The organism is Pseudothauera nasutitermitis, from assembly GCF_004801295.1.
Lineage (GTDB): Bacteria > Pseudomonadota > Gammaproteobacteria > Burkholderiales > Rhodocyclaceae > Pseudothauera > Pseudothauera nasutitermitis.
Genome location: NZ_SSOC01000008.1, coordinates 32,517 through 57,239, shown reverse-complemented (window position 1 = coordinate 57,239; position 24,723 = coordinate 32,517). Strand labels below are relative to the sequence as shown.

Here is a 24,723-nt window from a genome sequence, read left to right as displayed (position 1 = left end):
TACCGGCTGCGGTTTCTTTCATCCGCGGCACGGGATTCAAAACGCGCAATTCAGTGCGTGCCTTGTTGTTTATCTGGAGGAGAGAGTAATGAAAGTTCGTGCGCTTCTGCTTGGGCTCGTGGCTGCCGGCCTGACCGCCACCGCTGCCGCCGCCGATCCGATCGTGATCAAATTCAGCCACGTCGTGGCCCAGGATACGCCGAAGGGCAAGGCCGCCGAGAAGTTCAAGGAACTTGCCGAGCAATACACCGCCGGCGCGGTGAAGGTGGAGGTGTACGCCAACAGCACCCTCTACAAGGACAAGGAAGAAATGGAGGCGCTGCAGCTGGGCGCCGTGCAGATGCTGGCACCCTCGCTGGCCAAGTTCGGCCCGCTCGGCGTGCGCGAGTTCGAAGCGTTCGACCTGCCGTACATCTTCAATGGCTACGACGCCCTGCACAAGGTCACTAAGGGCGCGGTCGGCCAGCAGTTGCTGGCCAAGCTGGAGCCGCGCGGCATCAAGGGCCTGGCCTACTGGGACAACGGCTTCAAGTCCTTCTCCGCCAACACCCCGATCACCAAGCCGGAAGACCTGCGCGGCAAGAAGATGCGCATCCAGTCGTCCAAGGTGCTCGAAGAACAGATGCGCCAGCTGCGCTCGCTGCCGCAGGTGATGGCCTTCTCCGAGGTTTATCAGGCCCTGCAGACCGGCGTGGTGGATGGCACCGAGAACCCGCACTCCAACCTGTTCACCCAGAAGATGCATGAAGTGCAGAAGCACATGACGCTGACCGACCACGGCTATCTGGGCTACGCGGTGATCACCAACAAGAAGTTCTGGGACGGCCTGCCGGCCGACATTCGCGCCCAGCTCGACAAGGCGATGGTCGAGGCGACCGACTACGCCAACCAGATCGCGCTCGACGAGAACGACGCCGCACTCCAGGCGGTGCGTGCTTCCGGCCGTACCGAGATCCGCGCCCTGAGCGATGAAGAGCGCAAGGCCTTCGTCAAGGCGCTGCTGCCGGTGCACAAGAAGATGGAATCGCGCGTCGGTGCGGAAACCATCAAGGCGATCTACGAAGCCACCGGTTTCGATCCGGACAAGCTGTAATTCCCGGAAGCTTCCTTCCGGTTTTCATCGCGCCGGCGGACGGATTCCGTTCCGCGATCCCCGCCCGGAATGGGCGGGGAGGGGCGGTGAATTCCCAAAAAACGACAAATCAGACTGAGAACAGATTGCAGCGCGGCCTTGCGTGACGGCCGGGGTGCAAGGGGAGTGTTTCGATGAAGATACTGGATCGCCTGGAGGAGATACTGATCGTCTCCCTCATCGGCGCGGCGACGGTGATCATCTTCCTGTCGGTGATGCACCGCTACCTGGCGGGCTACGACATCCCGGGCCTGCAGGATGTGTTGCTGAACATCAACGTCGGCTGGGCGCAGGAACTGTGCATCATCATGTTCGTGTGGATGGCCAAGTTCGGCGCCGCCTACGGGGTGCGTACCGGCATCCACGTGGGTGTCGACGTGCTGCTCAACCAGCTGAGCGACTCCAAGCGCGGCAAGATGATCATCGTCGGTCTGCTCGCCGGGGCATTGTTCACCGGCATCATCGGCACGCTGGGTGCCAATTTCGTCTGGGAAAACGGCATGGCCTACGCGGTGCTGTCGACGCTCGGCGCGGATACCGGGGTGCATTTCGAAGGGCCGGTGACCCCCGACCTCGAATGGCCGACCTGGATCGTCTATTCCGCGATTCCGCTGGGCTCCTACCTGATGTGCTTCCGCTTCCTGCAAGTCACCGCGAGCTTCTGGCGCACCGGGGAACTGCCGCACCATGACCACGGCCACGTGGATGGCATCGATGAGGAAGGCCACGTGCCGGTCGATGTGAACCACTTCGCCATGGATGACAACCTGCATCCGCACGACCTCAAGCACCACAAGCATGACGACTCGGCCGAGGGAGACAAGAAATGACCGCAGCCATCATCTTCATCCTGCTTGCCGGGCTGATGCTCGTCGGCATGCCGGTATCCATCGCGCTGGGCCTGACGGTACTGACCTTCCTGTTCGGCTTCACCAACGTACCGCTCGAATCGGTGGCGCTCAAGCTGTTCACCGGGATCGAGAAGTTCGAAATCATGGCCATCCCGTTCTTCGTGCTGGCCGGCAATTTCCTCACCCACGGCGGCGTCGCACGCCGCATGATCGACTTCGCCTCCTGCATGGTCGGCCACCTGCGCGGCGGCCTGGGCATGAGCTCGGTGTTCGCCTGCGCGCTGTTCGCGGCGGTGTCGGGTTCGTCGCCGGCCACCGTGGTGGCGATCGGCTCGATCATGATCCCCGCGATGATGAAGGCCGGTTACCCGAAGCCGTTCGGCGCCGGCGTGGTGGCCTCCGCGGGCGGCCTGGGCGTGCTGATTCCGCCGTCCATCGTGATGGTGATGTACGCGGTGTCGACCAACAGCTCGATCGGCGCACTGTTTATGGCGGGCGTCATTCCCGGCCTGCTGTGCGCGTTCATGCTGGGCTTCACCACCTGGTGGGTGGCCCGCAAGGGGAATTACCCGCGCGAGCCGAAGCGTTCCTGGCGTGAAGCCTGGACGGCCTTCCGCAGGGCCATCTGGGGCCTGTTGCTGATCGTGGTGGTGATGGGCGGTATCTACAGCGGCATGTTCACGCCCACCGAGGCGGCGGCCATGAGCGCGGTGTACGCCTTCTTCATCGCCGTGTTCGTCTACAAGGACCTGAAGATCCGCGACGTGCCGAAGGTGCTGCTGAACTCGGCCAACATGAGCGCGATGCTGCTCTACATCATCACCAACGCGGTGCTGTTCTCCTTCATCCTGACCAACGAGCAGATCCCGCAGGGCATCGCCCAGTGGATCATGGACTCGGGCATGGGGGTGATCGGCTTCCTGATCGCGGTGAACATCCTGCTGCTGGTGCTGGGCAGCTTCATGGAGCCCTCGTCGGTGATCCTGATCACCGCGCCGATCCTGTTCCCGATCGCCATGAAGCTGGGCATCGACCCGATCCACTTCGGCATCATGATCACGGTCAACATGGAAATCGGCATGATCACGCCGCCAGTGGGCTTGAACCTGTACGTGACCAGCGGCATCGCCAAGATGGGGCTGACCGCGACAGCCAAGGCGGTATGGCCATGGCTGGTGACCATGTTCGTGTTCCTGATCCTGATTACCTACGTGCCCATCATCTCCACCTGGCTGCCGACCACGCTGGGCATGATGTAACGCACCGGAGGCCGTTCCGGTCCGACGACGCGCCACGGTTTTCCGTGGCGCGTTTTTTATTGCGGGGGCGCATGGTCCGATCGGAAGCTGCTAAAATTAACCGTTTTACTTCAAAGCAGTTTCGTACCCTGGAGTCCCAGCATGGCCATTGAACGTACCCTTTCCATCATCAAGCCCGACGCCGTCGCCAAGAACGTGGTCGGCAAGATCTACCAGCGTTTCGAAGACGCCGGCCTGAAGATCATCGCCGCCAAGCAGGTCTGGCTGTCCGAGCGCGAAGCCGGCGAGTTCTACGCCGTGCACAAGGAGCGCCCCTTCTTCAAGGATCTGGTGGCCTTCATGGTTTCCGGTCCGGTGTTCGTGCAGGTGCTGGAGGGCGACGACGCCATCGCCAAGAACCGTGAACTGATGGGCGCCACCGACCCGAAGAAGGCCGCGCCGGGCACCATCCGCGCCGACTTCGCCGAGTCCATCGACGCCAATGCGGTGCATGGTTCCGACGCCCCCGAGACGGCCGCGGTGGAAGTGGCCTTCTTCTTCCCGGGCCTGAACGTCTATTCGCGCTGAGCAAGTGGTGACGAAGCGGGAGTGCCCTGCGTGGGGCGCGCCCGCTTTTTCCCGTTCACAAGCCGACACGGCCATGGTCAATCTGCTCGATTTCGATGTCGATGGGCTCGTTGCCTGGTTCGCGGAACTGGGCGAGAAGCCCTTTCGCGCGCGCCAGGTGATGCGCTGGATGCACCGCGAGGGCTGCGACGACTTCGAGCGCATGACCGACGTGGCGAAGAGCCTGCGCGCCAAGCTGGCGGGCAGTGCCTGCATCCGCGCGCCGGAGCCGATCCGCGACTCGATATCGACTGACGGCACGCGCAAGTGGCTGCTCGACGTGGGCAACGGCAACGCCGTCGAGACCGTGTTCATCCCGGAAACCAGCCGCGGCACGCTGTGCGTGTCCTCGCAGGCCGGCTGCGCGCTCGACTGCGCGTTCTGTTCCACCGGCAAGCAGGGCTTCAACCGCAACCTGAGTGCCGCCGAGATCATCGGCCAGCTGTGGCTGGCCAACAAACTGCTCGGCGCCGCGCGCGATGCGGCTCCCGATCTGGAAAAGGATGAACGCGACAACGGCCGCATCGTCAGCAACGTGGTGATGATGGGCATGGGCGAACCGCTGGCCAACTTCGACAACGTGGTCACCGCGCTGCGCCTGATGCTCGACGACCACGCCTACGGCCTGTCGCGCCGCCGCGTCACGGTATCCACCTCCGGCATCGTGCCGGCCATGGATCGCCTGCGCGACGAATGCCCGGTGGCGCTGGCGGTGTCGCTGCATGCCTCCAACGATGTGCTGCGCGACCAGTTGGTGCCGATCAACCAGAAATACCCGCTGCGCGAACTGATGGGCGCCTGCCGGCGCTATCTGGAGCGTGCGCCGCGCGATTTCGTCACTTTCGAATACGTCATGCTCGACGGCGTCAACGACCAGGACGCCCACACCCGCGAACTGATCGCGCTGGTGCGCGACGTGCCGTGCAAGTTCAATCTGATCCCCTTCAACCCCTTCCCGAACTCGCCTTTCCGGCGTTCGCCGGCCGAGCGTATCCGCCGCTTTGCGGGTATCCTGCTTGACGCCGGCATCGTCACCACCACGCGCAAGACGCGCGGGGACGATGTGGATGCGGCCTGTGGCCAGTTGGCCGGGCAGGTGCGCGACCGAACCCGGCGCACCGTCCGACTCGCAACCCCGATGGAGGATCGCCGATGATGCGCTTTGCCGCGAAGCTGGCCGCCGCCATGCTGGCCCTGACGCTGGCCGCCTGCGCCACCACGCCGGGCGGTTCGATCGGCGGCAGTTCGCCCGCCGCCGACCGCCCGATCTCCGACCTGACGCCGGCCACGGCCGCCGAGGCGCGCGCCAAGGCGCACGTCGAACTGGGCATGGCCTACCTGCAGCTGGGGCGCTTCGACATCGCCCTCGACGAAGCGCAGATCGCCCTGCAGGACGATGCCAGCTACGCGCCGGCCTTCCACCTGCGCGGGCTGGTGTTCATGTTCGTCGAGGATTTCGCCAAGGCCGAGGAAAGTCTCTCGCGCGCGCTGCGCCAGGCCCCCGGCGACCCGGAATTCAACAACAGCTACGGCTGGTTCCTGTGCCTGCGCGGGCGCGAGGCCGAAGGGCTGGAGCGTCTGGCGCTGGCCGCGCGCAATCCCTACTACCGCGTGCCCACGCGACCCCACACCAACGCCGGGCTGTGCCATCTGCGCAAGGGAGATCAGGCCGCCGCGGAGCAGGCCTTCCTGCGTGCCGTCGACGCCGACCCGAGCAATGTCCAGGCCCTGTTCGAACTGGCCGCCATCGCCTATCGCAAGGGCGACTACGGCAGCGCGCGGATCTATCTGGTGCGCCTGCACCAACAGAGCGAGCCGACGCCGGAGACCGTCTGGCTCGGCCTGCGCACCGAACGCCGCCTGGGCAACCACGACGCCGAGGCCAGCTACGCTGCGCAGTTGCGCAGCCGTTTTGCCGATTCCCCCCAGTACGGACTCATGCAGCAGGGACGTTTTGAATGAGTGATGCGAGCCAGCAGTACGAGCACGACGGCCCGGCAGAAGGCCCCGCACCGGGCGAGATTCTGCGCTGCGCGCGCGAGGCGCGCGGGCTGACCGTGGCCAATGTCGCACAGATGCTGAAGCTCGGCGTGCGGCAGATCGAGGCCATGGAAGCCGGCCGCTTCGATCTTTTGCCAGGCCCCGCCTTCGTGCGCGGCTTCGTGCGCAATTACGCGCGCCTGCTCGGCATCGATGCCGAGCCCCTGGTCGAGGCGGTGGCCCCGGGCAAGGCGGCGCCGGCGCGCGTCGAGCTGTCGCCGGTCTCCAATGCCGAAGGAGTGATGCCCAACGCCGGCGGCGAGCGGCAGATGTCGTCCACGCCGATCGCGCTGGTGGCCTTCGGCCTGCTGCTGGTGGTGCTTGCCGGCTGGTACTTCGACTGGTTCCAGACGCCCGATCCGGCGGACATCGCCGCGCCGCAGATCGTCCCGCTCGAAGAGGGCGGCGCCGAGCCGCTGTTCCCGCCGATTTCGGAGAACGATCCGCAGCCCGCCGGCGTGCAGGTTGAACCATTGCCCGAGAATGAGACGCCGGCCGAGACGCCGGGGCCGGCCGCCGCCGTGGAAACGCCACAAGCGGCCCCCGTGGCACCAGCCGCAACGGCCGAGGCGCCGGCGGCCGGCGGTTCGACGATCGAACTGCGTTTCCAGGGCGAATCCTGGTACGAAGTGCGCGATCATGCCAACAACGTGGTGGGCACCGGCATCGGCCGTGCCGGCGAGCAGCGCGTCGTGCGCGGCGAAGCGCCGTTCGCTTTGGTGATCGGCAACGCACGCGAGGTCCGCCTGCTGCACGATGGGCAACCGGTGGACCTGGCGCCGCATACCCGGGTCAGCGTCGCCCGCCTGACGGTGCAGTGAGGGACGACGGTTTATGAGCGATTCTTCCGTCCGCCCGTTCGGCGCGCGTCCGCGCCATCGCACCCGCCTGGTCCGCATCGGGCGCGTGGCGGTGGGCGCCGACGCGCCGGTGGTGGTGCAGTCGATGACCAACACCGACACCGCCGACGTGCTCGGCACCGCCATGCAGATCGCCGAACTGGCCCGCGCCGGTTCCGAGATCGTGCGCATCACGGTCAACAACGAAGCCGCTGCCCAGGCCGTGCCGCACATCCGCGACCGCCTGCTGGCACTCAACATGGACGTGCCGCTGATCGGCGACTTCCATTACAACGGCCACAAGCTGCTCACCGATTTCCCGGCCTGCGCCGAGGCGCTCGCCAAGTTCCGCATCAATCCGGGCAACGTCGGCGCCGGCGCCAAGCGCGACCCACAGTTCGCCGCCATCGTCGAACTGGCCTGCCGCTACGACAAACCGGTGCGCATCGGGGTGAACTGGGGCAGCCTGGACCAGTCCGTGCTCGCGCGCATCATGGACGAGAACGCCGGGCGCGCCGAACCGCTCGATGCCGGCGCGGTGATGCGCGAGGCGCTGGTGGTGTCCGCGCTGGAGTCCGCCGCCAAGGCCGAGGAGTACGGCCTGCCGGGCGACCGCATCATCCTGTCGGCCAAGGTCTCCAGCGTGCAGGACCTGATCTCCGTGTACCGCGACCTGGCCGCGCGCTGCGACTATCCGCTGCACCTCGGGCTCACCGAGGCCGGCATGGGCTCCAAGGGCATTGTCGCTTCCACCGCCGCGCTCTCCGTGCTGCTGCAGGAAGGCATCGGCGACACCATCCGCATTTCACTGACGCCGGAGCCCAACGGCAACCGCACGCAGGAAGTCATCGTCGCGCAGGAAATCCTGCAGACCATGGGGCTGCGCGCATTCACGCCGATGGTCACCGCCTGTCCCGGCTGCGGGCGCACCACCAGCACCTTCTTCCAGGAACTGGCGGACGGCATCCAGCGCTACGTGCGCGAGCAGATGCCGGTATGGCGCGAGCAGTACGACGGCGTGGAGAACATGACGCTGGCGGTGATGGGCTGTGTGGTCAATGGTCCGGGCGAAAGCAAGCATGCCAACATCGGCATCTCGCTGCCCGGCACCGGCGAATCGCCGGCCGCGCCGGTGTTCGTGGACGGCGAGAAGGTCGCCACGCTGCGCGGCGCGAACATCGCCGAGGAATTCAGGGCCATCGTGGACAACTACGTGGCCACCCGATACACCCGCAAGGCGGGCCAGGACCCGCGAGCATCGAGAACATGAGCAAAACCCTGCAGGCCGTGCGCGGGATGAACGACATCCTGCCCGACGAGGCGGAAGCCTGGGAACACTTCGAGGACATCGTGCGCGACTGGTTGCGCGGCTACGGCTACCGGCCGATCCGCATGCCCATCGTCGAGCCCACGCCGCTATTCAAGCGTGCCATCGGCGAAGTCACCGACATCGTCGAGAAGGAGATGTACTCCTTCGAGGACGCGCTCAACGGCGAGCACCTGACCCTGCGCCCGGAAGGCACGGCGTCCTGCGTGCGAGCCACCATCCAGCACAACCTGATCGCCGGCGGCGGTCCGCAGCGCCTGTACTACCATGGCCCGATGTTCCGCCACGAGCGCCCGCAGAAGGGGCGCTACCGCCAGTTCCACCAGATCGGCGTGGAAGCCCTCGGCTTCGCCGGGCCGGACATCGACGCCGAACTGATCATCATGTGCGCGCGCCTGTGGGACGACCTCGGCCTGGAAGACGTCAGCCTGGAACTGAACTCGCTGGGCTCCGCCGAAGAGCGTGCCGCGCACCGCGCCGCGCTGATCGCCTATCTGGAACAGCACCAGGAGCGCCTCGACGAGGACGGCAAGCGCCGGCTGTACACCAATCCGCTGCGCATCCTCGATACCAAGAATCCCGACCTGCAGGATCTGGTGGAAGCCGCGCCGCGCCTGGCCGACTATCTCGGCGAGGAGTCGCGCGCGCATTTCGGGGTGGTGCAGCAACTGGTCAAGGATGCCGGCATCCCTTTCCGCATCAATCACCGTCTGGTGCGCGGGCTGGATTACTACAACCGCACCGTGTTCGAATGGGTCACCACGCGCCTGGGCGCGCAGGGCACGGTGTGCGCCGGCGGGCGCTACGACGGGCTGATCGAGCAGCTCGGCGGCAAACCCGCGCCGGCCGCCGGTTTCGCCATGGGCGTGGAGCGCCTGCTCGCGCTGTGGCGCGAATCCGGCGGCGAGGCCGAGCGCGCCGAGCCCGACGCGTATGTGGTGCACCTGGGCGAGGCGGCGCGCCGTCTGGCCTTCCGCGCCGCCGAGGCGCTGCGTGGCCACGGCTTCGCGGTGCTGCTGCACTGTGGCGACGGCAGCTTCAAGTCGCAGATGAAGAAGGCCGATGCCAGCGGCGCCGCGGTGGCGCTGGTGATCGGCGAGGATGAGGCGGCTGCGGGCGAGATCGGCCTGAAGCCGTTGCGAGGCCCGGGCGGGCAGCAGCGCATCGCGCTCGACGACCTGCCCGAGGCGGTGGCCGGACTCCTGTTTACTGAGGAAGAGAACGACGATGGCAGTGTATGACCTGGAAGAGCAGGAACAGATTTCCGAACTCAAGGCCTGGTGGCAGCAGTACGGCAACCTGGTGACCGCGCTGATCACCGCCGCGGCGGTGGCGGCCGTGGGCTGGCAGGGCTGGAAGTGGTACCAGGGCAAGCAGGCCGCCGAGGCCGGCGTGCTCTACTATGAAGTCCAGCTGGCCGCCGAGCGCGGCGACACGCAGAAGGCGCGCGAGGCCACCGGGCAGCTGATCAGCGGCTACGGCGGCACTGCCTACGCGCAACTGGCGGCGCTGCTGTCGGCCAGCGTGCACTTTGGCCGCGACGATCTGGCCAACGCGCGCGCCCATCTGGAATGGGCCGCCGACCGCGGTGACGATCCCGCCCTGCGCGATCTGGCGCGCCTGCGCCTGGCCACCGTGCTGCTGGAGGACGGCAAGCTGGACGAGGCGCTGGCCCGCCTGCAGGCGCCGGCCGCCGCGCCCTTGCAGGCGCGCTTCGCCGACCTCAAGGGCGACGTGCTGGCCGCCCAGGGCAAGGCCGCCGAAGCGCGCGCCGCCTACCAGAGCGCCGTCGATCTGCTCGCCAACGCCGGGCAAGGCGCCGATACCCTGCGCGAAGTGGTGCGCGTCAAACTCGAAGGCCTGGAGGGCTGAACCCGATGTCCGCGAACCGTCTTCTGCTGCTCGCCGTTGCTGCCACGGCCGTGCTGAGTACCGGCTGCTCCTCGCTGAACCCCTTCGCCAGCTCCGCGCCCAAGCCGGCGGAACTGGTGTCCTTCCAACCCTCCGCCGAACTGCGTCCGCTGTGGTCGGCCCGCGTGGGCGCGTCTGGCCCCTACGTGTTCCAGCCCGCCGTGGTGGGAGACAGCGTCTATGCGGCCTCCAATGGCGGCACCGTGGCGCGCTACGAAGGCGGCCGCGCGCAGTGGTCGGTGGGCGTGGGCAAGGGGCTGTCCGCCGGGGTGGGCAGCGACGGCAAGCTGGTCGTGGTGGTGAGTGCGGCCGGCGAGGCCATCGCGCTGGACGCGGCCAACGGCAGCGAACGCTGGCGCGTGCCGGTGGGCGCCGAGGTGCTGGCCCCGCCCGCAGTGTCCGCCGCGGCGGTGGTGCTGCGTGCCTCCGACAGCCGGCTGATCGCCCTGTCGCCGGCCGACGGCGCGCGCCGCTGGGTCTATCAGCGCAACACTCCGCCGCTCGCCCTGCGCTCCTACGCGGGTGTGGCGCTGGAAGAGGGCGTGGCGCTGGCGGGCTTCCCCGGCGGCAAGCTGGCGGCGATCAACCTGAACAATGGCGGCGAACTGTGGGAGCTCACCGTGGCCACGCCGCGCGGCTCCACGGAACTGGAGCGGGTGGCCGACGTGGCCGGCACGCCGGTGTTCGGCCGCCGCGAGATCTGCGCGGTGACCTTCCAGGGGCGCGCCTCCTGCTTCGACGCCACCAACGGCAACCCGCTGTGGTCGCGTGATTTTTCCAGCAGCGTAGGCATGGACCGCGACGTGCGTTTCGTATTCCTCACCGACGAGGCCAACGCCGTGCACGCGCTGGATGCCTTCAACGGCGCCAGCGTGTGGAAACAGGACGCCCTGGCGCGGCGCGCGGTGTCGCGCCCGCTGGTGGTCGGCGATTACGTGGTGGTCGGCGATCTGGAGGGCTATGTGCACGCCCTGCGCCGCGAGGATGGCCGTTTCGCGGCACGTACGCGCGCTGGTTCCGGCGCGGTGATCGCCGATCCCCAGCGTCTCGGCCAGGGCTTCGTCGTGCAGACCCGCGAAGGCGATCTGCAGGCCTATGAAGTCCGCTGACCGGCAAGGCAAGGCGTGAATCCCACCATCGTTCTGGTCGGCCGTCCCAACGTCGGCAAATCGACCCTGTTCAACCGCCTGACCAAGACGCGCGACGCGCTGGTCGCGGACCAGCCCGGGCTGACCCGCGACCGCCACTACGGCATCGGCCGGGTCGGCGAGCGCAAGTATCTGGTGGTCGATACCGCCGGCTTCGACCCCGTCGCCAAGGACGGCATCCTGCACGAGATGGCGCGCCAGGCCGAACAGGCCATCGCCGAGGCCGACGTGCTGCTGTTCCTGGTCGATGGGCGTAGCGGCCTGACGCCGCACGACGAGCAGATCGCCGCGCGCCTGCGGCGCGCCGGCCGTCCCGTGCATCTGGTGGTGAACAAGGCCGAGGGCATGGAGCGCGCGCTGGTCGCGGCCGATTTCCACGCGCTCGGCCTGGGTGATCCGCTGCCGGTGTCCGCCGCCCACGGCGACGGCGTGCGCCAGCTCGTCGACATCGTGCTGGCGCCCTTCGCGCAGGACGAAGAAGCCGAAGCGGAAGCCGACGCCGGCCCGCGCGTGGCCATCGTCGGGCGGCCCAACGTGGGCAAGTCGACGCTGGTCAATGCGCTGCTCGGCGAAGAGCGCGTGATCGCCTTCGACATGCCCGGCACCACGCGCGACGCCATCGCCATTCCGTTCGAGCGCGGCGGACGCCCCTACACGCTGATCGACACCGCCGGCCTGCGCCGGCGCGGCAAGGTCTTCGAGGCCATCGAGAAGTTTTCGGTGATCAAGACCCTGCAGGCCATCGAACAATGCAACGTGGTGGTGCTGGTGCTCGACGCCGCGCAGGACGTCTCCGAGCAGGATGCCCACATCGCCGGCTTCGTGCTCGATTCCGGGCGCGCGCTGGTGGTGGCGGTGAACAAGTGGGACGACGTGGACGACTACCGCCGCGAGCGTATCAAGGTCGACATCGGCCGCAAGCTGAACTTCCTCGGCTTCGCACGCTTCCACTACGTTTCCGCGCTGAAGACGCAAGGCATCGGCGCGCTGATGAAGTCGGTGGATGCGGCCTACGCCGCCGCCATGGCCAATCTGTCCACGCCGCGTCTGACGCGCGCCCTGCAGGTCATGCTGGCCAAGCAGGCGCCGCCGCGCCACGGCATCTTCCGGCCCAAGCTGCGTTATGCCCACCAGGGCGGCAGCAACCCGCCGGTGGTGGTCATCCACGGCACGGCGCTGGAGCACGTGCCGGCCTCCTACGTGCGTTTCCTGGAACACGGCTTCATCGAAGCGTTCAAATTGCAGGGCACGCCCTTGCGGATACAGTTCCGCACCGCGCACAATCCGTTTGCCGAAAAGGGCTGAGTTTCATCCACACCATGATTTCCCCAAACCGCTCATGTGGCGGTGCAGCAAGAAATCATTTACATTCTAAAAAACACCGAAATCGAGGTTCGAAGCATGAGCAACAAAGGGCAACTTCTACAAGACCCGTTCCTGAACACCCTGCGCCGCGAGCATGTCCCGGTGTCCATCTATCTGGTCAACGGTATCAAGCTGCAGGGGCAGATCGAATCCTTCGACCAGTACGTCGTGCTCCTCAAGAACACCGTGACCCAGATGGTGTACAAGCACGCCATCTCCACCGTGGTGCCCGCCCGTCCGGTGTCCATCCAGCAGCAGGATGCGGAAGGCAACGGTTGAACCGGCCGCCGGGCATCCGGCCCGGGCCGGATGCCTGATTTCCGAAGCGCATGTTTGAAAGACCCTCGTCCGGCGAGCGGGCGGTGCTCGTCCAGCTCGATCTGGGGCAGGGCGCCATCGAAGAGCGCCTTTCCGAACTGACCTTGTTGACCACCAGTGCCGGCGCCGCCGTGCAGGCGGTGGTGCGCGGGCGCAGGCCGGCGCCCGATCCGGCGCTGTTCGCCGGGCGCGGCAAGGTGGAGGAAATCGCCGAGGCGCTGCGCGCCAGCGCGGGCGATCTGGTGATCTTCAACCACGCCCTGTCGCCTGCCCAGCAGCGCAATCTGGAGCGTGCGCTGCAATGCCGGGTGATCGACCGTACCGCGCTGATCCTCGACATCTTCGCGCTGCGCGCGCGCAGCCACGAAGGCAAGCTGCAGGTCGAGCTGGCCCAGTTGCAGCATCTGTCTACGCGCCTGGTGCGCGGCTGGACCCACCTGGAGCGCCAGAAGGGCGGCATCGGCCTGCGCGGTCCGGGCGAAACCCAGTTGGAAACCGACCGCCGGCTGCTCGGCATCCGGGTCAAGACACTGAAAACGCGCCTCGAGCAGGTCGGTCGCCAGCGCCAGACGCGCCGCCGCCAGCGCGAGCGCCGCGACGTGCTGTCGGTATCCCTGGTGGGCTACACCAACGCCGGCAAATCCACGCTGTTCAACACGCTGACCAAGGCCGGCGCGTATGCGGCGGACCAGTTGTTCGCCACGCTGGATACCACCTCGCGCAAACTTTTCGTCGGCGGCGGGAACGTTGTGCTGTCGGACACGGTCGGATTCATCCGTGATCTGCCGCACGCGCTGGTCGCCGCCTTCGAGGCCACCCTGGAGGAGACCGCCGGCGCGGACCTGCTGCTGCATGTGGTGGATGCCGCGAGCGAGGATCGCGATGCGCAGATCGAGGCGGTCAATCAGGTGCTGGCCGAGATCGGTGCCGCCGACGTGCCGCAGATCCTGGTGTGGAACAAGATCGACCTGACCCACGCCGCCGCGGCAGTCGAGCGGGACGACTGTGATAGAATCAGGCGCGTTTTTTTGAGCGCCCGGACGGGTGAAGGCCTCGGCCTGTTGCGTGATGCGCTGGGTGAGGCGGCGGGCTCCTACGGGGCGGCGCTGCCGACCCGGGTGGCATCTTCCGCCATATCTCCAGACATCGAATTCATACAAAAGTGATTACGGGCATACTCATGTCACTCAACGATCCGCGCTGGGGCAACCAGGGGAACGACGGCGACCGCGGGCAAGGCAACCGCGGCAACAATCAGGGTCCCCCGGACCTCGAAGACATCTGGCGGGACTTCAATCAGAAGCTCTCCGGCCTGCTGGGCGGCAAGCGCGGCGGGCGGCGCCCGAACGGCGGCGGCGATGGCGGCGGGCCGCAGATGCCCAACGTGTCGTTCAAGCAGTTCGGCGGCGGCGTCGGCGTGCTGCTGATCCTGCTGCTGGTGGTCTGGCTGGCCAGCGGCTTCTATATCGTGAACGCCAACGAACGCGGCGTGGTGCTGCGTTTCGGGCAGTATGTGCAGACCACCGATCCCGGCCTGCGCTGGCGTCTGCCGTATCCGTTCGAGTCGCACGAGGTGGTCGACCTGACCGGTGTGCGCACCGTCGAGGTGGGGTATCGCGGCGCCGAGCGCAACCGCGTGCTGCGCGAGGCGCTGATGCTCACCGACGACGCGAACATCATCAACATCCAGTTCGCCGTGCAGTACATCCTGAACAGCCCGGAGAACTACCTGTTCAACAACCGCTTCCCGGACGAGGCAGTCGGCCAGGCCGCCGAGACCGCGATGCGCCAGATCGTCGGCCGCAGCCGCATGGACTTCGTGCTCTACGAGGGCCGCGAGGACATCGCCGCGTCCGCGCAGGCGCTGATGCAGCAGATCCTCGACCGCTACGACACCGGCGTGCAGATCAGCCGCGTGACCATGCAGAACGCCCAGCCGCCCGAGCAGGTGCAGGCCGCGTTCGATGACGCGGTGAAGGCCGGCCAGGACCGCGAGCGCCAGAAGAACGAGGGCGAAGCCTATGCCAACAACGTGATCCCGCGTGCCCGTGGTACGGCGGATCGCCTGCTGGAAGAAGCCCGTGGCCACCGCGACCGCGTGGTCGCTGCCGCAGAGGGCGAGGCCTCGCGCTTCGAGCAGATCCTCACCGAGTACAACCGCGCGCCGGCGGTGACCCGCGAGCGCCTGTACCTGGAAACCATGCAGAACGTGCTGTCCAGCACCAGCAAGGTGATGATCGACGCCAAGGGCAATGGCAACCTGCTGTTCCTGCCGCTCGACAAGCTGATGCAGCAGGCTGGCGCGCAGGCTTCCGGCGCCGCCGCCGATGCCCAGTCGCAGTCCTCCCAGCAGGCGCCCGCCGGCACGCCGGTGCCGTTGAGCCGTTTCGACAACAATGCCGACCCGCGCAGCCGGGATTTCGCGCGACTGCGTGAGCAGGGAGGCCGCTGATGCGTGACAAGATGCCGATTTTCGCCGGCGGGCTGCTGCTCGCCATCCTGCTCGCCTCGGCGACGCTGTTCACCGTCGATCAGCGCCAGTACGCCATCGTCTTCCAGCTCGGCGAGGTCAAGCAGGTCATCCAGGAGCCCGGCCTCAAGTTCAAGTGGCCGCTGATCCAGAACGTGCGTTTCTTCGACCGCCGCATCCTGACCATCGACACGCCGGAGCCGGAGCGTTTCATCACCGCCGAGAAGCAGAACGTGCTGGTGGACCACTTCGTCAAGTGGCGCATCGTCGACCCGCAGCTCTACTACGTGTCGGTGGCCGGCGACGAGGCGCGCGCGCGCATCCGCCTGCTGCAGACCGTGAATTCCGGCCTGCGGGAAGAGTTCGGCCGGCGCACCGTGCATGACGTGGTGTCCGGCGAGCGCGACCGCATCATGGACCAGATGCGCGAGCGCGCCGACCGCGACGCACGCACCATCGGTGTGCAGATCCTCGACGTGCGCCTGAAGCGCGTGGATCTGCCGGGCGAGGTCTCCGAGGCGGTATACCGCCGCATGGAAGCCGAGCGTACCCGGGTGGCCAACGAACTGCGCTCGCTGGGCGCCGCCGAGGCCGAGCGCATCCGCGCCGATGCCGACCGCCAGCGCGAGGTCATCGTCGCCGAGGCCTACCGCGACTCGCAGCGCATCATGGGTGAAGGCGATGCCCAGGCCACCGCGATCTACGCCCAGGCCTTCGGCAAGAACGCCGACTTCTACTCGTTCTGGCGCAGCCTGGAGGCCTACCGTTCCAGCTTCGCCGACAAGAGCGACGTGATGGTGGTGGACCCGAGTTCGGACTTCTTCAAGTACATGAAGAATTCCGGCGGAGCCCGCAAGAACTGAGACATGCTCTCCACCCTGTTGACGGCCTTCGCACTGATGCTGGTGTTTGAGGGCATCCTTCCCTTCCTCGCGCCAGGCAGCTGGCGCGAGGCTTTTTTGCGATTGGCCCGGCTCAACGACGGACAGATCCGTTTCATCGGACTGTCCTCCATGCTGGCCGGCCTGTTGCTGCTCATTCTTTTCCTCTGATCCGCCCCATGCGCTGGGTATTGCCCGACCACATCCAGGACGTCCTGCCGGCCGAGGCCGCCAGGCTCGAGACCTTGCGCCGCCGCCTGCTCGATGCTTTCCGCGCGCACGGCTACCAGCTCGTGGCGCCGCCGCTGCTGGAGTTCATCGACTCGCTGACCACCGGCGCCAGCGAGGATCTGCGTCTGCGCACCTTCACACTGGTCGATCAACTCAGCGGACGCAGCATGGGCGTGCGCGCCGACACCACCACCCAGGTGGCGCGCATCGATGCCCACCTGCTGAACCGGCGCGGGGTGGCCCGGCTGTGCTACTGCGGCAGCGTGCTGCACACCCTGCCGTCCACGCTGACCGCGACGCGCGAGCCGCTCCAGCTGGGTGCGGAACTGTACGGCCACGCCGGGCTGGAAGCCGACATCGAGGTGATCCGTCTGCTCGCCGAGGTGCTGAGTCTGGCCGAACTGCCGGCGCGCCGCATCGACATCGGCCACGTCGGCCTGTTCCACGCCCTGGCCTCGCGTGCCGGCATGGTGCCCGGACGCGAAGAGGAGCTGTTCGGCCTGCTGCAGGCCAAGGACGTGCCCACGCTGCGCGAGTTCCTCGCCGGCGTGGCCGAGCCGGCGCGCTCCGGGCTGCTCGCGCTCACCGAGTTGTACGGCGACGCCGAAGTGCTCGACGAGGCCGCCCGCCGCCTGCCGGACGAAGCGGACATCCGCGCCGCGCTGGCCGATCTGCGCGGCGTTGCCGGCGCGCTGGCCGATCTGCCCATCAGCTTCGACCTCGGCGATCTGCGCGGCTATCACTACCACAGCGGCGTGGTGTTCGCCGCCTATGGCAGCGGTTCGCCCGGCGCGCTCGCGCTCGGCGGACGCTACGACCGCGTCGGGCAGGCCTTCGGGCGCGGCCGGCCGGCCACCGGTTTCAGCCTGGATCTGCGCGAACTGGCGCTGCGTCTGCCGGGGCAGGCCGCCGCCGGCGGCATCCTTGCGCCGCTGGACGGCGATCCCGCACTTGCGACCGAGGTCGCCGCGCTGCGTGCGCAGGGCGAGATCGTCCTGAGCGCGCTGCCTGGACATGAAGGAACATGGCAAGAGGCCGGCTGCGACCGGCGACTGATCAAGCGAGACGGCCGCTGGGTGGTCGACGTGCTTCAGGGAGAGTAGAGAAATGGCGAAGAACGTAGTGGTCGTCGGTACCCAGTGGGGCGACGAGGGCAAGGGCAAGATCGTCGACTGGCTCACCGATCACGCCAAGGGCGTGGTGCGCTTCCAGGGCGGTCACAACGCCGGGCACACGCTGGTGATCGGCCAGAACGAATACAAGCTCAATCTGGTGCCGTCCGGCATCGTGCGCGAGGGTGTGGCCTGCTACATCGGCAACGGCGTGGTGCTCGACGCCCAGCACCTGCTGGAAGAAATCCGCAAGCTGGAAGCCGGCGGCATTCAGGTGCGCAACCGCCTGCGCATCAGCCCGGGGTGTCCGCTGATCCTCGGCTACCACGTGGCGCTCGACCAGGCCCGCGAGGCCGCGCGCGCGGCCTGCGACAAGATCGGTACCACCGGCAAGGGCATCGGCCCCACCTACGAGGACAAGGTGGCGCGCCGCGCGCTGCGGGTGTACGACCTGTTCGACCGCGAGCGCTTCGCCGACAAGCTGAAGGCCAACCTGGAGTACCACAACTTCGTGCTGACCCAGCATCTGGGCGCCAAGCCGGTGGATTTCGACCAGGTGTTCGCCCAGGCCATGGCCGACGCCGACGAACTGCGCCCGATGGTGGCCGACGTGTCCGCCGAGCTGTACGCCATCAACAAGGCCGGCGGCTCGCTGCTGTTCGAAGGCGCGCAGGGCACGCTGCTGGACATCGACCACGGCACCTACCCGTTTGTCACCTCCAGCAACTGCGTGGCCGGCCAGGCCGCGGCCGGCTCCGGCGTGGGGCCGGGGCGCCTGCACTACGTGCTGGGCATCACCAAGGCCTACTGCACGCGCGTGGGCGGCGGGCCGTTCCCGACGGAACTGGACATCGAAAGCAAGGGTGCGCCGGGCGAGCAGATGTCCACCAAGGGCCGCGAATTCGGTACCGTCACCGGGCGCAAGCGTCGCTGCGGCTGGCTGGATCTGGCCGCGCTGAAGCGTTCGATCATCATCAACGGCGTCACCGGGCTGTGCATCACCAAGCTCGACGTGCTCGACGGCCTGAGCGAGCTGAAGCTGTGCACGGGCTACAGGCTGGACGGCCAGCGCATCGACCTGCTGCCCATGGGGGCCGAGGAGGTCGAGCGCTGTGAGCCGATTTACGAAACTCTGCCGGGCTGGAGCGGCACCACCTACGGCGCGCAGAGCTGGGACGCGCTGCCGCAGGAGGCGCGCGCCTACCTGCACCGCATCGAGGAAATCTGCGAGATTCCCATCGATGTGATCTCCACCGGTCCCGAGCGCGACGAGACGATTCTGCGCCGGCATCCGTTCGGCGCCTGATTCGCCTGCCGCGGTTCCGATCGCTGCCCGCCTTGGAAAAGGCGGGCAGCGTGCGTTTACCCGGTGGATGGAGGCTTCGTTGCGGCAGTGGGTGATTTCGTTCGTTGTTTTTTTGCTGCGCCACTTGAAATTGATAATTGTTGGTATTAGCGTTCGCATATATTGCGGAGCCGGAATCGAACATGTCTCCGGCATGTGCTGTGGTCCTCGCTTCGCGGCCGGAGCCACGGGCTGGCCTGGAGGGTGTGCTTCATGTGCAAATCCCATGCGTGTGCGTCGTTGTCGCCGCAGGGCAGTTGCTTTCCGCCGCGCCCCTGGCCAGGGGCGTCACAGGCCGCAACCGGGGGGAATCGCTGCTCGCCCTCAGTGCTTATAACCGGGTGATCGAAGAGGTGTTCAAGCTCGGCGAACGCTACGAACGGAGTTTCACGCCGATTGGAAGGTGGCGCGGCGACCGCCGGCTGGCGCCGCCGCGCGCGAGCGGCAAGGCCGCCAACGACTCCGGCTTGCAGTTCAGCGACTCGTATCAGTTCGCATCGTCCCGGCGCCGTTTGATAAGGCTCAAGCAGAAGTGATTTTCATTCAAGTCAGGGGCGCCGTTGTGGCAAGCTGCATATTTGCGGTGGGTACGTGCCGGTGTTGACCGGCACCCGCCGGATTCGGGTTTTTTCGGGGCGATCGTTTTCCATGATGAAGAAATGCTTGTTCCTGCTGCTTGCGTGCATCCTTGCCTTGCCGGTGCTGGCCGCCCCTGGCGACTATGAAGAACTGATCCGGGATATCGAGAACCGGTTGGAGCAGACCTCGGCGGCCTACCGCAAGGGGGAGGGCGAGGCGGCGAAATCATTGGTCCAGTCGGCGTATTTCGAAGTGTTCGAGAACCTGGAGGGGCCGATCCGGATCAATCTGTCGGCGCGCAAGAGCTTCGAGATGGAAGCGGCCTTCGGCGAAATCCGGCGCATGATCGTGCAAGGGCAGCCCGTCGACGCGGTGGATGCCCGCATCGCCTGGCTGAAGGCGCAACTGCGGGAGGTGCAGCCGGCCATCGAGGCCGGCCACCGCCTCACCGCGCAGGGTACGCACGGTACCTACGACAACGAGAAGATCGACCGCTACTGGCACGACTACTACCGCCTGATCGACGATCTGCTGGCGGAGAGCATCTCGCTGTACCAGAGCGGCGACTTCGCCGGCGCGCGGGCCCGGATCCAGCGTGCCCAGTTCGACGGTTTCAAGAATTCCGAAATGGAGATCGCGATCCGCCAGAACCGCTCGGCACAGCACACGCAGAAGCTGAACCAGGCGTTTTCCGCGCTGCTGGTGCTGGCCGCCGAGCCCGGGCAGATCACCAAGCTGGGCTACGGCGTCACCACGCTGCTGCAGGACATCGAGGAGCAGCTGGAAGAGCTGCCGATTCCCGCCAGCGCCGCGGCGAACGTCATGGCCGATGATGGCGGGGCCGGCACGGCGGACTGGGCGCGCGTGGCCGCCGACATCGATGCGGCGATCGCGCAGGCGCTGGCGCACTACGACGCGGGCGAGACGCAGCGGGCGATCGCCGCGGTGCAGGACGGCTATTTCGATCTGTTCGAAGCGACCGGCATGGAAAGCCGCATCGGCGCGCGCGACGCCGGGGCGAAGCTGACGCTGGAAGGCCATTTCACCCGCCTGGCGGGCTTGATGAAGGCCGGCCGGCCGGCCGCCGAACTGCAGGCCGAGGCCAGTGCGCTGTCGGCTGGGCTGGCGCAGGCCGCCACCCAGCTGGGCGGCGCGGGGCAGACCGCCTGGGCGCTGGCGCTGATGAGCCTGGTCATCATTCTGCGCGAAGGGCTGGAGGCCCTGCTGATCGTCGCGGCCATCGTCGCCTACCTGGTCAAGAACGGCCACCGCGACAAGCTCCCGCTGATCCGCCAGTCCGTGGTGGTGGCGCTGATCGCCAGCGTGCTCACCGCGGCGGCGTTCTACTGGCTGTTCGCCAACGCCGGCGCGCAGCGCGAACTGCTGGAAGGCTTCACCATGATCGTCGCGGTATTCGTGCTGTTCAGCATGAGCTACTGGCTGCTTTCCAAGGCCGAGGCGGAACACTGGAAGGCTTACCTGGAAGGCAAGATTTCCGCCTCGCTGACCCGCGGGTCGATGTTCGGCCTGTGGTTCGCCAGTTTTCTCGCGGTGTACCGCGAGGGCGCGGAAACCGTGCTGTTCTATCAGGCGCTGCTCGCCGATGCGGCCGGCGCCGCCGACCATCTGGCCCTGCTGGGCGGCTTTCTGGCGGGCTGCGTGCTGCTGGCGGCGGCCTACCTCGCCATGCGCCTGTCGGTGGTGCGCCTGCCGCTGCGGCCGTTCTTCCTGTTCACCGGCGCCTTCATGTACCTGATGGCTTTCGTGTTCGCCGGCAAGAGCATGATGGAACTGATCGAAGGCAAGCTGTTCCAGCCCACGCTGTGGTCCTGGGCGCCGGAAATCCCCCTGCTCGGCATCCATCCCTACCGGGAGACGCTGGTGCCGCAGTTGCTGCTGGTGCTCGCCGCGCTGTTCGCGCTGTGGGTGCTCAAGCGCCAGCGCCCGCCTGGCGCCGCGCCGGCGGCGTCCGGGTCCGCGTCCACCGCGGACGGAGTGCCGCGCTGAGCCACGCGTGCCGGTCCGATTGTCCTACCTGTTGTCCACAAGGAGAGTTCTGCCATGAAGTCACGTTTTCTGTTGGCCGCCATCGGCGCATGCGCCTTCACCATCAGTGCGCATGCTTTCGAAGAGTTCCCGATCGGCGAGCCGGTGATCATCAACGAGATGGAGATCGCCGCGGTCTATCTCGAGCCGATCGATATGGAGCCGCGCGGCATGGGCCTGTCCGCGGCGCAGGCGGACATCCACCTGGAGGCCGACATCCACGCCACGGAAGGCAACAAGAACGGTTTCGGCGCCGGGGAGTGGATACCCAACCTGGTGATCGAGTACACCCTGGTCAATACCGACACCGGCGCCAAGCAGGAAGGCACCTTCATGCCGATGGTCGCCGCCGATGGCCCGCACTACGGGCAGAACATCAAGATGCTCGGGGTCGGCAACTACAAGCTGACCTACCACATCCAGCCGCCGTCCGCCGGCGGGCTGCATCGCCATACCGATGCGAATACCGGGGTGGCGCGTTGGTGGAAGCCGTTTGATGTATCGTTCGAGTTCAAATTCACCGGCCTGAAGAAATAAGGGCCGTGTTCCACGCGGGCGGGGCGCACGCAGGTACGCTCCGCCCGCTGCGATTGCGCAAGCCGAAACCATGAGCTACTACTGGGCCTCGATCCTGTCGGCCTTCCTGCCGACCACGGTGCTGCTGGCGGCACATTGGGCGGTGCGCCGCCCCTACGGGCCCTGGATCACGCTGCTGAGCAGCGCGGCCGCCTTGCTGGCCGGCATCGGCCTGAGCTTCGCGCTGCCGGCCGGGCAGTTCGCCACGCTCGGCCTGGGCATCGCGCAGTTCGTCCTGCTCGCCGGTTTTCTGGCCTGGCAGTTCACCACCCGGCGCGAGCCGTTCTGGCAGATCGCGCTGCTCGCCGTGGCCGGCGTCCTGTGGGGGCGCTCGCCGGCGCTGGCGTCGCTCACCACGATCCACGTCATCAACACCGATTTCATCCTCAACCTGGCCAGCGTCGTCACCGCGTTCGCCGCGTGCCTGCTGCTGGGCTGGCTGCTGTGCCTGCTGCTGCGCGAACTGCCGCGCTGGCGCTGGCTGTTGCTGCTGGGCGGGGGCGCGCTGCAGCTGGTGCCGCTGAGCGGCAACATACTGCTCTCGCTGATGAAGCTGCAGGCGCTGGAGCTGACCCGCGCGCGGCTGTCCTTCGCAGCCAAGACCATCGATCTGGAAAGCGCCGCCGCTTATGGCGCGCTGCTGCTGGTGGCCCTGCTGCTGGCGGTGGCCGCGCTGCGCCTGGCGTGGCCGCGCCGGCGCGCCTGGCAGGCGGCGCAGGCGCTGATCGCCCGCCGCATCGCGCTGGCCGCCTACCGGCAGACGCGGGCGCTGCTCGCGGGCGCGGCGCTGGTTGTGCTGGCGATGGTCTGTGCGCAGGGCTACTGGGACGCAGTGGCCTCCCGGCCGCCGGCGCTGTCGGCCGTCACGCGGGTGGACATGCCGCCGGACAATGAACTGCGGCTGACGCTCGCGCCGCTGATGGACGGCAACCTGCACCGCTTCGCCTGGGTGGCCGACGACGGCAAGGTGGTGCGCTTTTTCATCATCAACCGTCTCGACGACCGGGTGGCCCCCAGCGTGGTGCTGGACGCCTGCCTGCTGTGTGGCGACAAGGGCTACGTGCAGCAGGGCAATCAGGTGGTCTGCGTCGGCTGCGGCGTGCACATGTTCAAGCCCAGCATCGGCAAGCCCGGCGGCTGCAACCCGGTGCCGGTGGAACACTGGCGGGTCGAAGGCGAGCAGATCGTGATTCCCAAGGCCTCTCTGGAAACCGGTCTGCAGCTGTTCAGCACGGTGCTGACCATCGAGGTCACCGACCCGGTGTCCGGCCAGAAGCTCACCAACACCTCGGCGCCGCACCGCTATGCCTATGCCGGCAAGACCTATTTCTTCGCTGACGAGGCCGCCTTCAACGCCTTCCGCGACGAGCCGGAGAAATACCTGCCGGCCGCGGCGCAAGGAGACGCGCCATGATGCTGCGCATGCTGCGCCAGTCCTGGCGCCGCAATCCGCGCCGCAAGCTGCTCGCGGTGGCCACCGTGTTCCTGGCCGCCAGCCTGCTTTCGGCCCTGATGCTGGTGTCGATCGGCATCGGCGATCAGATGGCCAAGGAGATGAAATCCTACGGCGCCAATATTCTGCTCGAGCCGGCCGAACAAGCGGTGCTGCCGTCGCTGTTCGGCGAGGGCGAGGACAACCCGCTGGCCGGGCAGAGCACGCTGCAGGAGTCGGAACTGCCCAACATCGTGGACATCTTCTGGCGCAACAACATCGTCGGCTTCGCCCCGCTGCTGAACGGCGAGGTGGCGGTCGACGGCCACAGCGTCCGCGTCATCGGCACCTTCTTCGACCATGTGCTGGCGGTGGCCGATGACCCGGAATACCGCACCGGGCAGAAGATCGTCAGCCCCTACTGGCAGGTGGACGGCGCCTGGCCGGACGACGCGCGCGCGGAGGCGCTGGCCGGCGTGGCGCTGGCCGGGCGGCACGGCTGGACGCCGGGAACCCTGCTGACGGTCGACGGCGAAGCATTGCGCATCACCGGCATCCTGCGTTCCGGCGGCGAGGAGGAGGAGGCGCTGGTGGCGCCGCTCGCGCGGGTGCAGGGCTGGCTCGACCGGCCCGGCCGGGTCGGCTCGGTGCGCGTGTCGGCGCTGAGCGTGCCGGAAAACGATCTCTCCCGACGCGCCATCCGCGACCCCGACGCGCTCGACGCGGAAACCTACGACCAGTGGTACTGCACCGCCTATGTATCCTCCATCGCCCATCAGCTGGAAGAGGCGGTGTCGGGCAGCATCGCCCGGCCGATCTGGCAGGTGGCAGCTTCCGAAGGCGCCATCATCGAGAAGATCCAGTGGCTGCTGATCATGGCCACCTGCGCGGCGCTGATCGCGGCGGCGATGGGCATCGCCTCGCTGATGACCAGTGCGCTGATCGAACGCGCCAAGGAAATCGGCCTGATGAAGGCGCTGGGCGCGCACGACTGGCGCATCGCCCTGCTGTTCTATGCCGAGGCCGCGCTGAACAGCGTGGTGGGCGCCGTGCTCGGCTGCCTGGCGGGCTGGGGGCTGGCGCGCGCCATCGGCTGGCAGCTGTTCGGCGAGGCGCTGGCGTTTTCCTGGATCGTGGTGCCCAGCGTGCTGCTGGTGTCGTTGTTCATCGCGCTGGCGGGCACCTGGTTCCCGGCGCGGCGCATCGTCCGCCTGGATCCTGCCGAGGTGCTGTATGGCCGGCAGTAGGAAGAGCG

At 67.3% G+C, this 24,723-nt stretch carries 24 protein-coding genes; all 24 read left to right on the top strand.

Features of this window, described 5'->3' with window-relative positions; translation table 11 throughout:
• Positions 1-88 precede the first annotated feature (88 nt).
• The 24 genes from E6C76_RS19420 (at position 89) to E6C76_RS19305 (ending at position 24,715) form a co-directional block, all read left to right on the top strand.
• Positions 89-1,093: a TRAP transporter substrate-binding protein gene (locus E6C76_RS19420; protein WP_136349917.1), complete on the top strand. Its 1,005-nt coding sequence runs from the start codon at positions 89-91 to the stop codon at positions 1,091-1,093.
• A gap of 173 nt (positions 1,094-1,266) precedes the next feature.
• Positions 1,267-1,962: a TRAP transporter small permease gene (locus E6C76_RS19415; RefSeq protein WP_136349916.1), complete on the top strand. Its 696-nt coding sequence runs from the start codon at positions 1,267-1,269 to the stop codon at positions 1,960-1,962.
• On the top strand, positions 1,959-3,242 hold the full coding sequence (locus tag E6C76_RS19410; protein ID WP_136349915.1) for a TRAP transporter large permease: 1,284 nt from the start codon (positions 1,959-1,961) through the stop codon (positions 3,240-3,242). Before E6C76_RS19415 ends, E6C76_RS19410 begins: the two co-directional genes overlap by 4 nt.
• 141 nt (positions 3,243-3,383) lie before the next feature.
• Positions 3,384-3,809: a nucleoside-diphosphate kinase gene (gene ndk, locus E6C76_RS19405; protein ID WP_136349914.1), complete on the top strand. Its 426-nt coding sequence runs from the start codon at positions 3,384-3,386 to the stop codon at positions 3,807-3,809.
• A gap of 73 nt (positions 3,810-3,882) precedes the next feature.
• On the top strand, positions 3,883-5,004 hold the full coding sequence (rlmN, locus tag E6C76_RS19400) for a 23S rRNA (adenine(2503)-C(2))-methyltransferase RlmN (protein ID WP_136349913.1): 1,122 nt from the start codon (positions 3,883-3,885) through the stop codon (positions 5,002-5,004).
• Positions 5,001-5,810: a type IV pilus biogenesis/stability protein PilW gene (gene pilW / locus E6C76_RS19395; protein ID WP_136349912.1), complete on the top strand. Its 810-nt coding sequence runs from the start codon at positions 5,001-5,003 to the stop codon at positions 5,808-5,810. The genes rlmN and pilW overlap by 4 nt, the downstream gene beginning before the upstream one ends.
• On the top strand, positions 5,807-6,709 hold the full coding sequence (locus E6C76_RS19390; protein ID WP_136349911.1) for a RodZ domain-containing protein: 903 nt from the start codon (positions 5,807-5,809) through the stop codon (positions 6,707-6,709). Before pilW ends, E6C76_RS19390 begins: the two co-directional genes overlap by 4 nt.
• Positions 6,710-6,722: 13 nt before the next feature.
• Positions 6,723-7,997: a flavodoxin-dependent (E)-4-hydroxy-3-methylbut-2-enyl-diphosphate synthase gene (gene ispG / locus E6C76_RS19385; protein WP_136349910.1), complete on the top strand. Its 1,275-nt coding sequence runs from the start codon at positions 6,723-6,725 to the stop codon at positions 7,995-7,997.
• Positions 7,994-9,295 (top strand): histidine--tRNA ligase, encoded by a 1,302-nt coding sequence (gene hisS, locus E6C76_RS19380; RefSeq protein ID WP_136349909.1) that lies wholly within the window; start codon positions 7,994-7,996, stop codon positions 9,293-9,295. The genes ispG and hisS overlap by 4 nt, the downstream gene beginning before the upstream one ends.
• Complete coding sequence (locus E6C76_RS19375) at positions 9,282-9,926, top strand: YfgM family protein (protein WP_136349908.1); 645 nt, start codon at positions 9,282-9,284, stop codon at positions 9,924-9,926. Before hisS ends, E6C76_RS19375 begins: the two co-directional genes overlap by 14 nt.
• A gap of 5 nt (positions 9,927-9,931) precedes the next feature.
• Positions 9,932-11,074, top strand: coding sequence for an outer membrane protein assembly factor BamB (bamB, locus tag E6C76_RS19370; protein WP_136349907.1), 1,143 nt, complete (start codon positions 9,932-9,934; stop codon positions 11,072-11,074).
• A gap of 15 nt (positions 11,075-11,089) precedes the next feature.
• The gene (gene der / locus E6C76_RS19365; RefSeq protein ID WP_136349906.1) at positions 11,090-12,418 is read left to right on the top strand and encodes a ribosome biogenesis GTPase Der; all 1,329 of its coding nucleotides are present in this window, start codon (positions 11,090-11,092) and stop codon (positions 12,416-12,418) included.
• Between the two features lie 96 nt (positions 12,419-12,514).
• Positions 12,515-12,757, top strand: coding sequence for an RNA chaperone Hfq (gene hfq, locus E6C76_RS19360; RefSeq protein WP_136349905.1), 243 nt, complete (start codon positions 12,515-12,517; stop codon positions 12,755-12,757).
• Between the two features lie 50 nt (positions 12,758-12,807).
• Complete coding sequence (gene hflX, locus E6C76_RS19355) at positions 12,808-13,962, top strand: ribosome rescue GTPase HflX (RefSeq protein ID WP_136349904.1); 1,155 nt, start codon at positions 12,808-12,810, stop codon at positions 13,960-13,962.
• A 14-nt stretch (positions 13,963-13,976) separates the two neighbouring features.
• Positions 13,977-15,248, top strand: a complete 1,272-nt coding sequence (hflK, locus tag E6C76_RS19350) for an FtsH protease activity modulator HflK (RefSeq protein ID WP_136349903.1) — start codon at positions 13,977-13,979, stop codon at positions 15,246-15,248.
• Positions 15,248-16,129 (top strand): protease modulator HflC, encoded by an 882-nt coding sequence (gene hflC, locus E6C76_RS19345; protein ID WP_136349902.1) that lies wholly within the window; start codon positions 15,248-15,250, stop codon positions 16,127-16,129. The genes hflK and hflC overlap by 1 nt, the downstream gene beginning before the upstream one ends.
• Before the next feature lie 3 nt (positions 16,130-16,132).
• On the top strand, positions 16,133-16,318 hold the full coding sequence (locus tag E6C76_RS19340) for a DUF2065 domain-containing protein (RefSeq protein WP_136349901.1): 186 nt from the start codon (positions 16,133-16,135) through the stop codon (positions 16,316-16,318).
• An 8-nt stretch (positions 16,319-16,326) separates the two neighbouring features.
• Positions 16,327-17,481, top strand: coding sequence for an ATP phosphoribosyltransferase regulatory subunit (locus tag E6C76_RS19335; protein ID WP_136349900.1), 1,155 nt, complete (start codon positions 16,327-16,329; stop codon positions 17,479-17,481).
• 4 nt (positions 17,482-17,485) lie between these two features.
• The gene (locus E6C76_RS19330; RefSeq protein ID WP_136349899.1) at positions 17,486-18,796 is read left to right on the top strand and encodes an adenylosuccinate synthase; all 1,311 of its coding nucleotides are present in this window, start codon (positions 17,486-17,488) and stop codon (positions 18,794-18,796) included.
• A 269-nt stretch (positions 18,797-19,065) separates the two neighbouring features.
• Entirely contained in the window at positions 19,066-19,371 is a 306-nt protein-coding gene (locus E6C76_RS19325) for a hypothetical protein (RefSeq protein WP_136349898.1), read from the top strand.
• Between the two features lie 112 nt (positions 19,372-19,483).
• The gene (locus tag E6C76_RS19320; RefSeq protein ID WP_136349897.1) at positions 19,484-21,421 is read left to right on the top strand and encodes an FTR1 family iron permease; all 1,938 of its coding nucleotides are present in this window, start codon (positions 19,484-19,486) and stop codon (positions 21,419-21,421) included.
• Between the two features lie 54 nt (positions 21,422-21,475).
• Complete coding sequence (locus E6C76_RS19315; RefSeq protein WP_136349896.1) at positions 21,476-21,997, top strand: iron transporter; 522 nt, start codon at positions 21,476-21,478, stop codon at positions 21,995-21,997.
• Positions 21,998-22,067: 70 nt separating this feature from the next.
• Entirely contained in the window at positions 22,068-23,450 is a 1,383-nt protein-coding gene (locus tag E6C76_RS19310) for a Fe-S-containing protein (protein ID WP_136349895.1), read from the top strand.
• Positions 23,447-24,715 carry an ABC transporter permease gene (locus E6C76_RS19305; protein WP_136349894.1) on the top strand — a complete coding sequence of 423 codons (1,269 nt, stop codon included), beginning with the start codon at positions 23,447-23,449 and terminating at the stop codon, positions 24,713-24,715. Before E6C76_RS19310 ends, E6C76_RS19305 begins: the two co-directional genes overlap by 4 nt.
• Positions 24,716-24,723 lie beyond the last annotated feature (8 nt).

Bases quoted from the DNA above. Each gene is read 5' to 3' on its own strand.
- E6C76_RS19420 (WP_136349917.1), top strand. From the start codon at position 89: ATGAAAGTTCGTGCGCTTCTGCTTGGGCTCGTGGCTGCCGGCCTGACC.
- E6C76_RS19415 (WP_136349916.1), top strand. From the start codon at position 1,267: ATGAAGATACTGGATCGCCTGGAGGAGATACTGATCGTCTCCCTCATC.
- E6C76_RS19410 (WP_136349915.1), top strand. From the start codon at position 1,959: ATGACCGCAGCCATCATCTTCATCCTGCTTGCCGGGCTGATGCTCGTC.
- ndk (WP_136349914.1), top strand. From the start codon at position 3,384: ATGGCCATTGAACGTACCCTTTCCATCATCAAGCCCGACGCCGTCGCC.
- rlmN (WP_136349913.1), top strand. From the start codon at position 3,883: ATGGTCAATCTGCTCGATTTCGATGTCGATGGGCTCGTTGCCTGGTTC.
- pilW (WP_136349912.1), top strand. From the start codon at position 5,001: ATGATGCGCTTTGCCGCGAAGCTGGCCGCCGCCATGCTGGCCCTGACG.
- E6C76_RS19390 (WP_136349911.1), top strand. From the start codon at position 5,807: ATGAGTGATGCGAGCCAGCAGTACGAGCACGACGGCCCGGCAGAAGGC.
- ispG (WP_136349910.1), top strand. From the start codon at position 6,723: ATGAGCGATTCTTCCGTCCGCCCGTTCGGCGCGCGTCCGCGCCATCGC.
- hisS (WP_136349909.1), top strand. From the start codon at position 7,994: ATGAGCAAAACCCTGCAGGCCGTGCGCGGGATGAACGACATCCTGCCC.
- E6C76_RS19375 (WP_136349908.1), top strand. From the start codon at position 9,282: ATGGCAGTGTATGACCTGGAAGAGCAGGAACAGATTTCCGAACTCAAG.
- bamB (WP_136349907.1), top strand. From the start codon at position 9,932: ATGTCCGCGAACCGTCTTCTGCTGCTCGCCGTTGCTGCCACGGCCGTG.
- hfq (WP_136349905.1), top strand. From the start codon at position 12,515: ATGAGCAACAAAGGGCAACTTCTACAAGACCCGTTCCTGAACACCCTG.
- hflX (WP_136349904.1), top strand. From the start codon at position 12,808: ATGTTTGAAAGACCCTCGTCCGGCGAGCGGGCGGTGCTCGTCCAGCTC.
- hflK (WP_136349903.1), top strand. From the start codon at position 13,977: ATGTCACTCAACGATCCGCGCTGGGGCAACCAGGGGAACGACGGCGAC.
- hflC (WP_136349902.1), top strand. From the start codon at position 15,248: ATGCGTGACAAGATGCCGATTTTCGCCGGCGGGCTGCTGCTCGCCATC.
- E6C76_RS19340 (WP_136349901.1), top strand. From the start codon at position 16,133: ATGCTCTCCACCCTGTTGACGGCCTTCGCACTGATGCTGGTGTTTGAG.
- E6C76_RS19335 (WP_136349900.1), top strand. From the start codon at position 16,327: ATGCGCTGGGTATTGCCCGACCACATCCAGGACGTCCTGCCGGCCGAG.
- E6C76_RS19330 (WP_136349899.1), top strand. From the start codon at position 17,486: ATGGCGAAGAACGTAGTGGTCGTCGGTACCCAGTGGGGCGACGAGGGC.
- E6C76_RS19320 (WP_136349897.1), top strand. From the start codon at position 19,484: ATGATGAAGAAATGCTTGTTCCTGCTGCTTGCGTGCATCCTTGCCTTG.
- E6C76_RS19315 (WP_136349896.1), top strand. From the start codon at position 21,476: ATGAAGTCACGTTTTCTGTTGGCCGCCATCGGCGCATGCGCCTTCACC.
- E6C76_RS19310 (WP_136349895.1), top strand. From the start codon at position 22,068: ATGAGCTACTACTGGGCCTCGATCCTGTCGGCCTTCCTGCCGACCACG.
- E6C76_RS19305 (WP_136349894.1), top strand. From the start codon at position 23,447: ATGATGCTGCGCATGCTGCGCCAGTCCTGGCGCCGCAATCCGCGCCGC.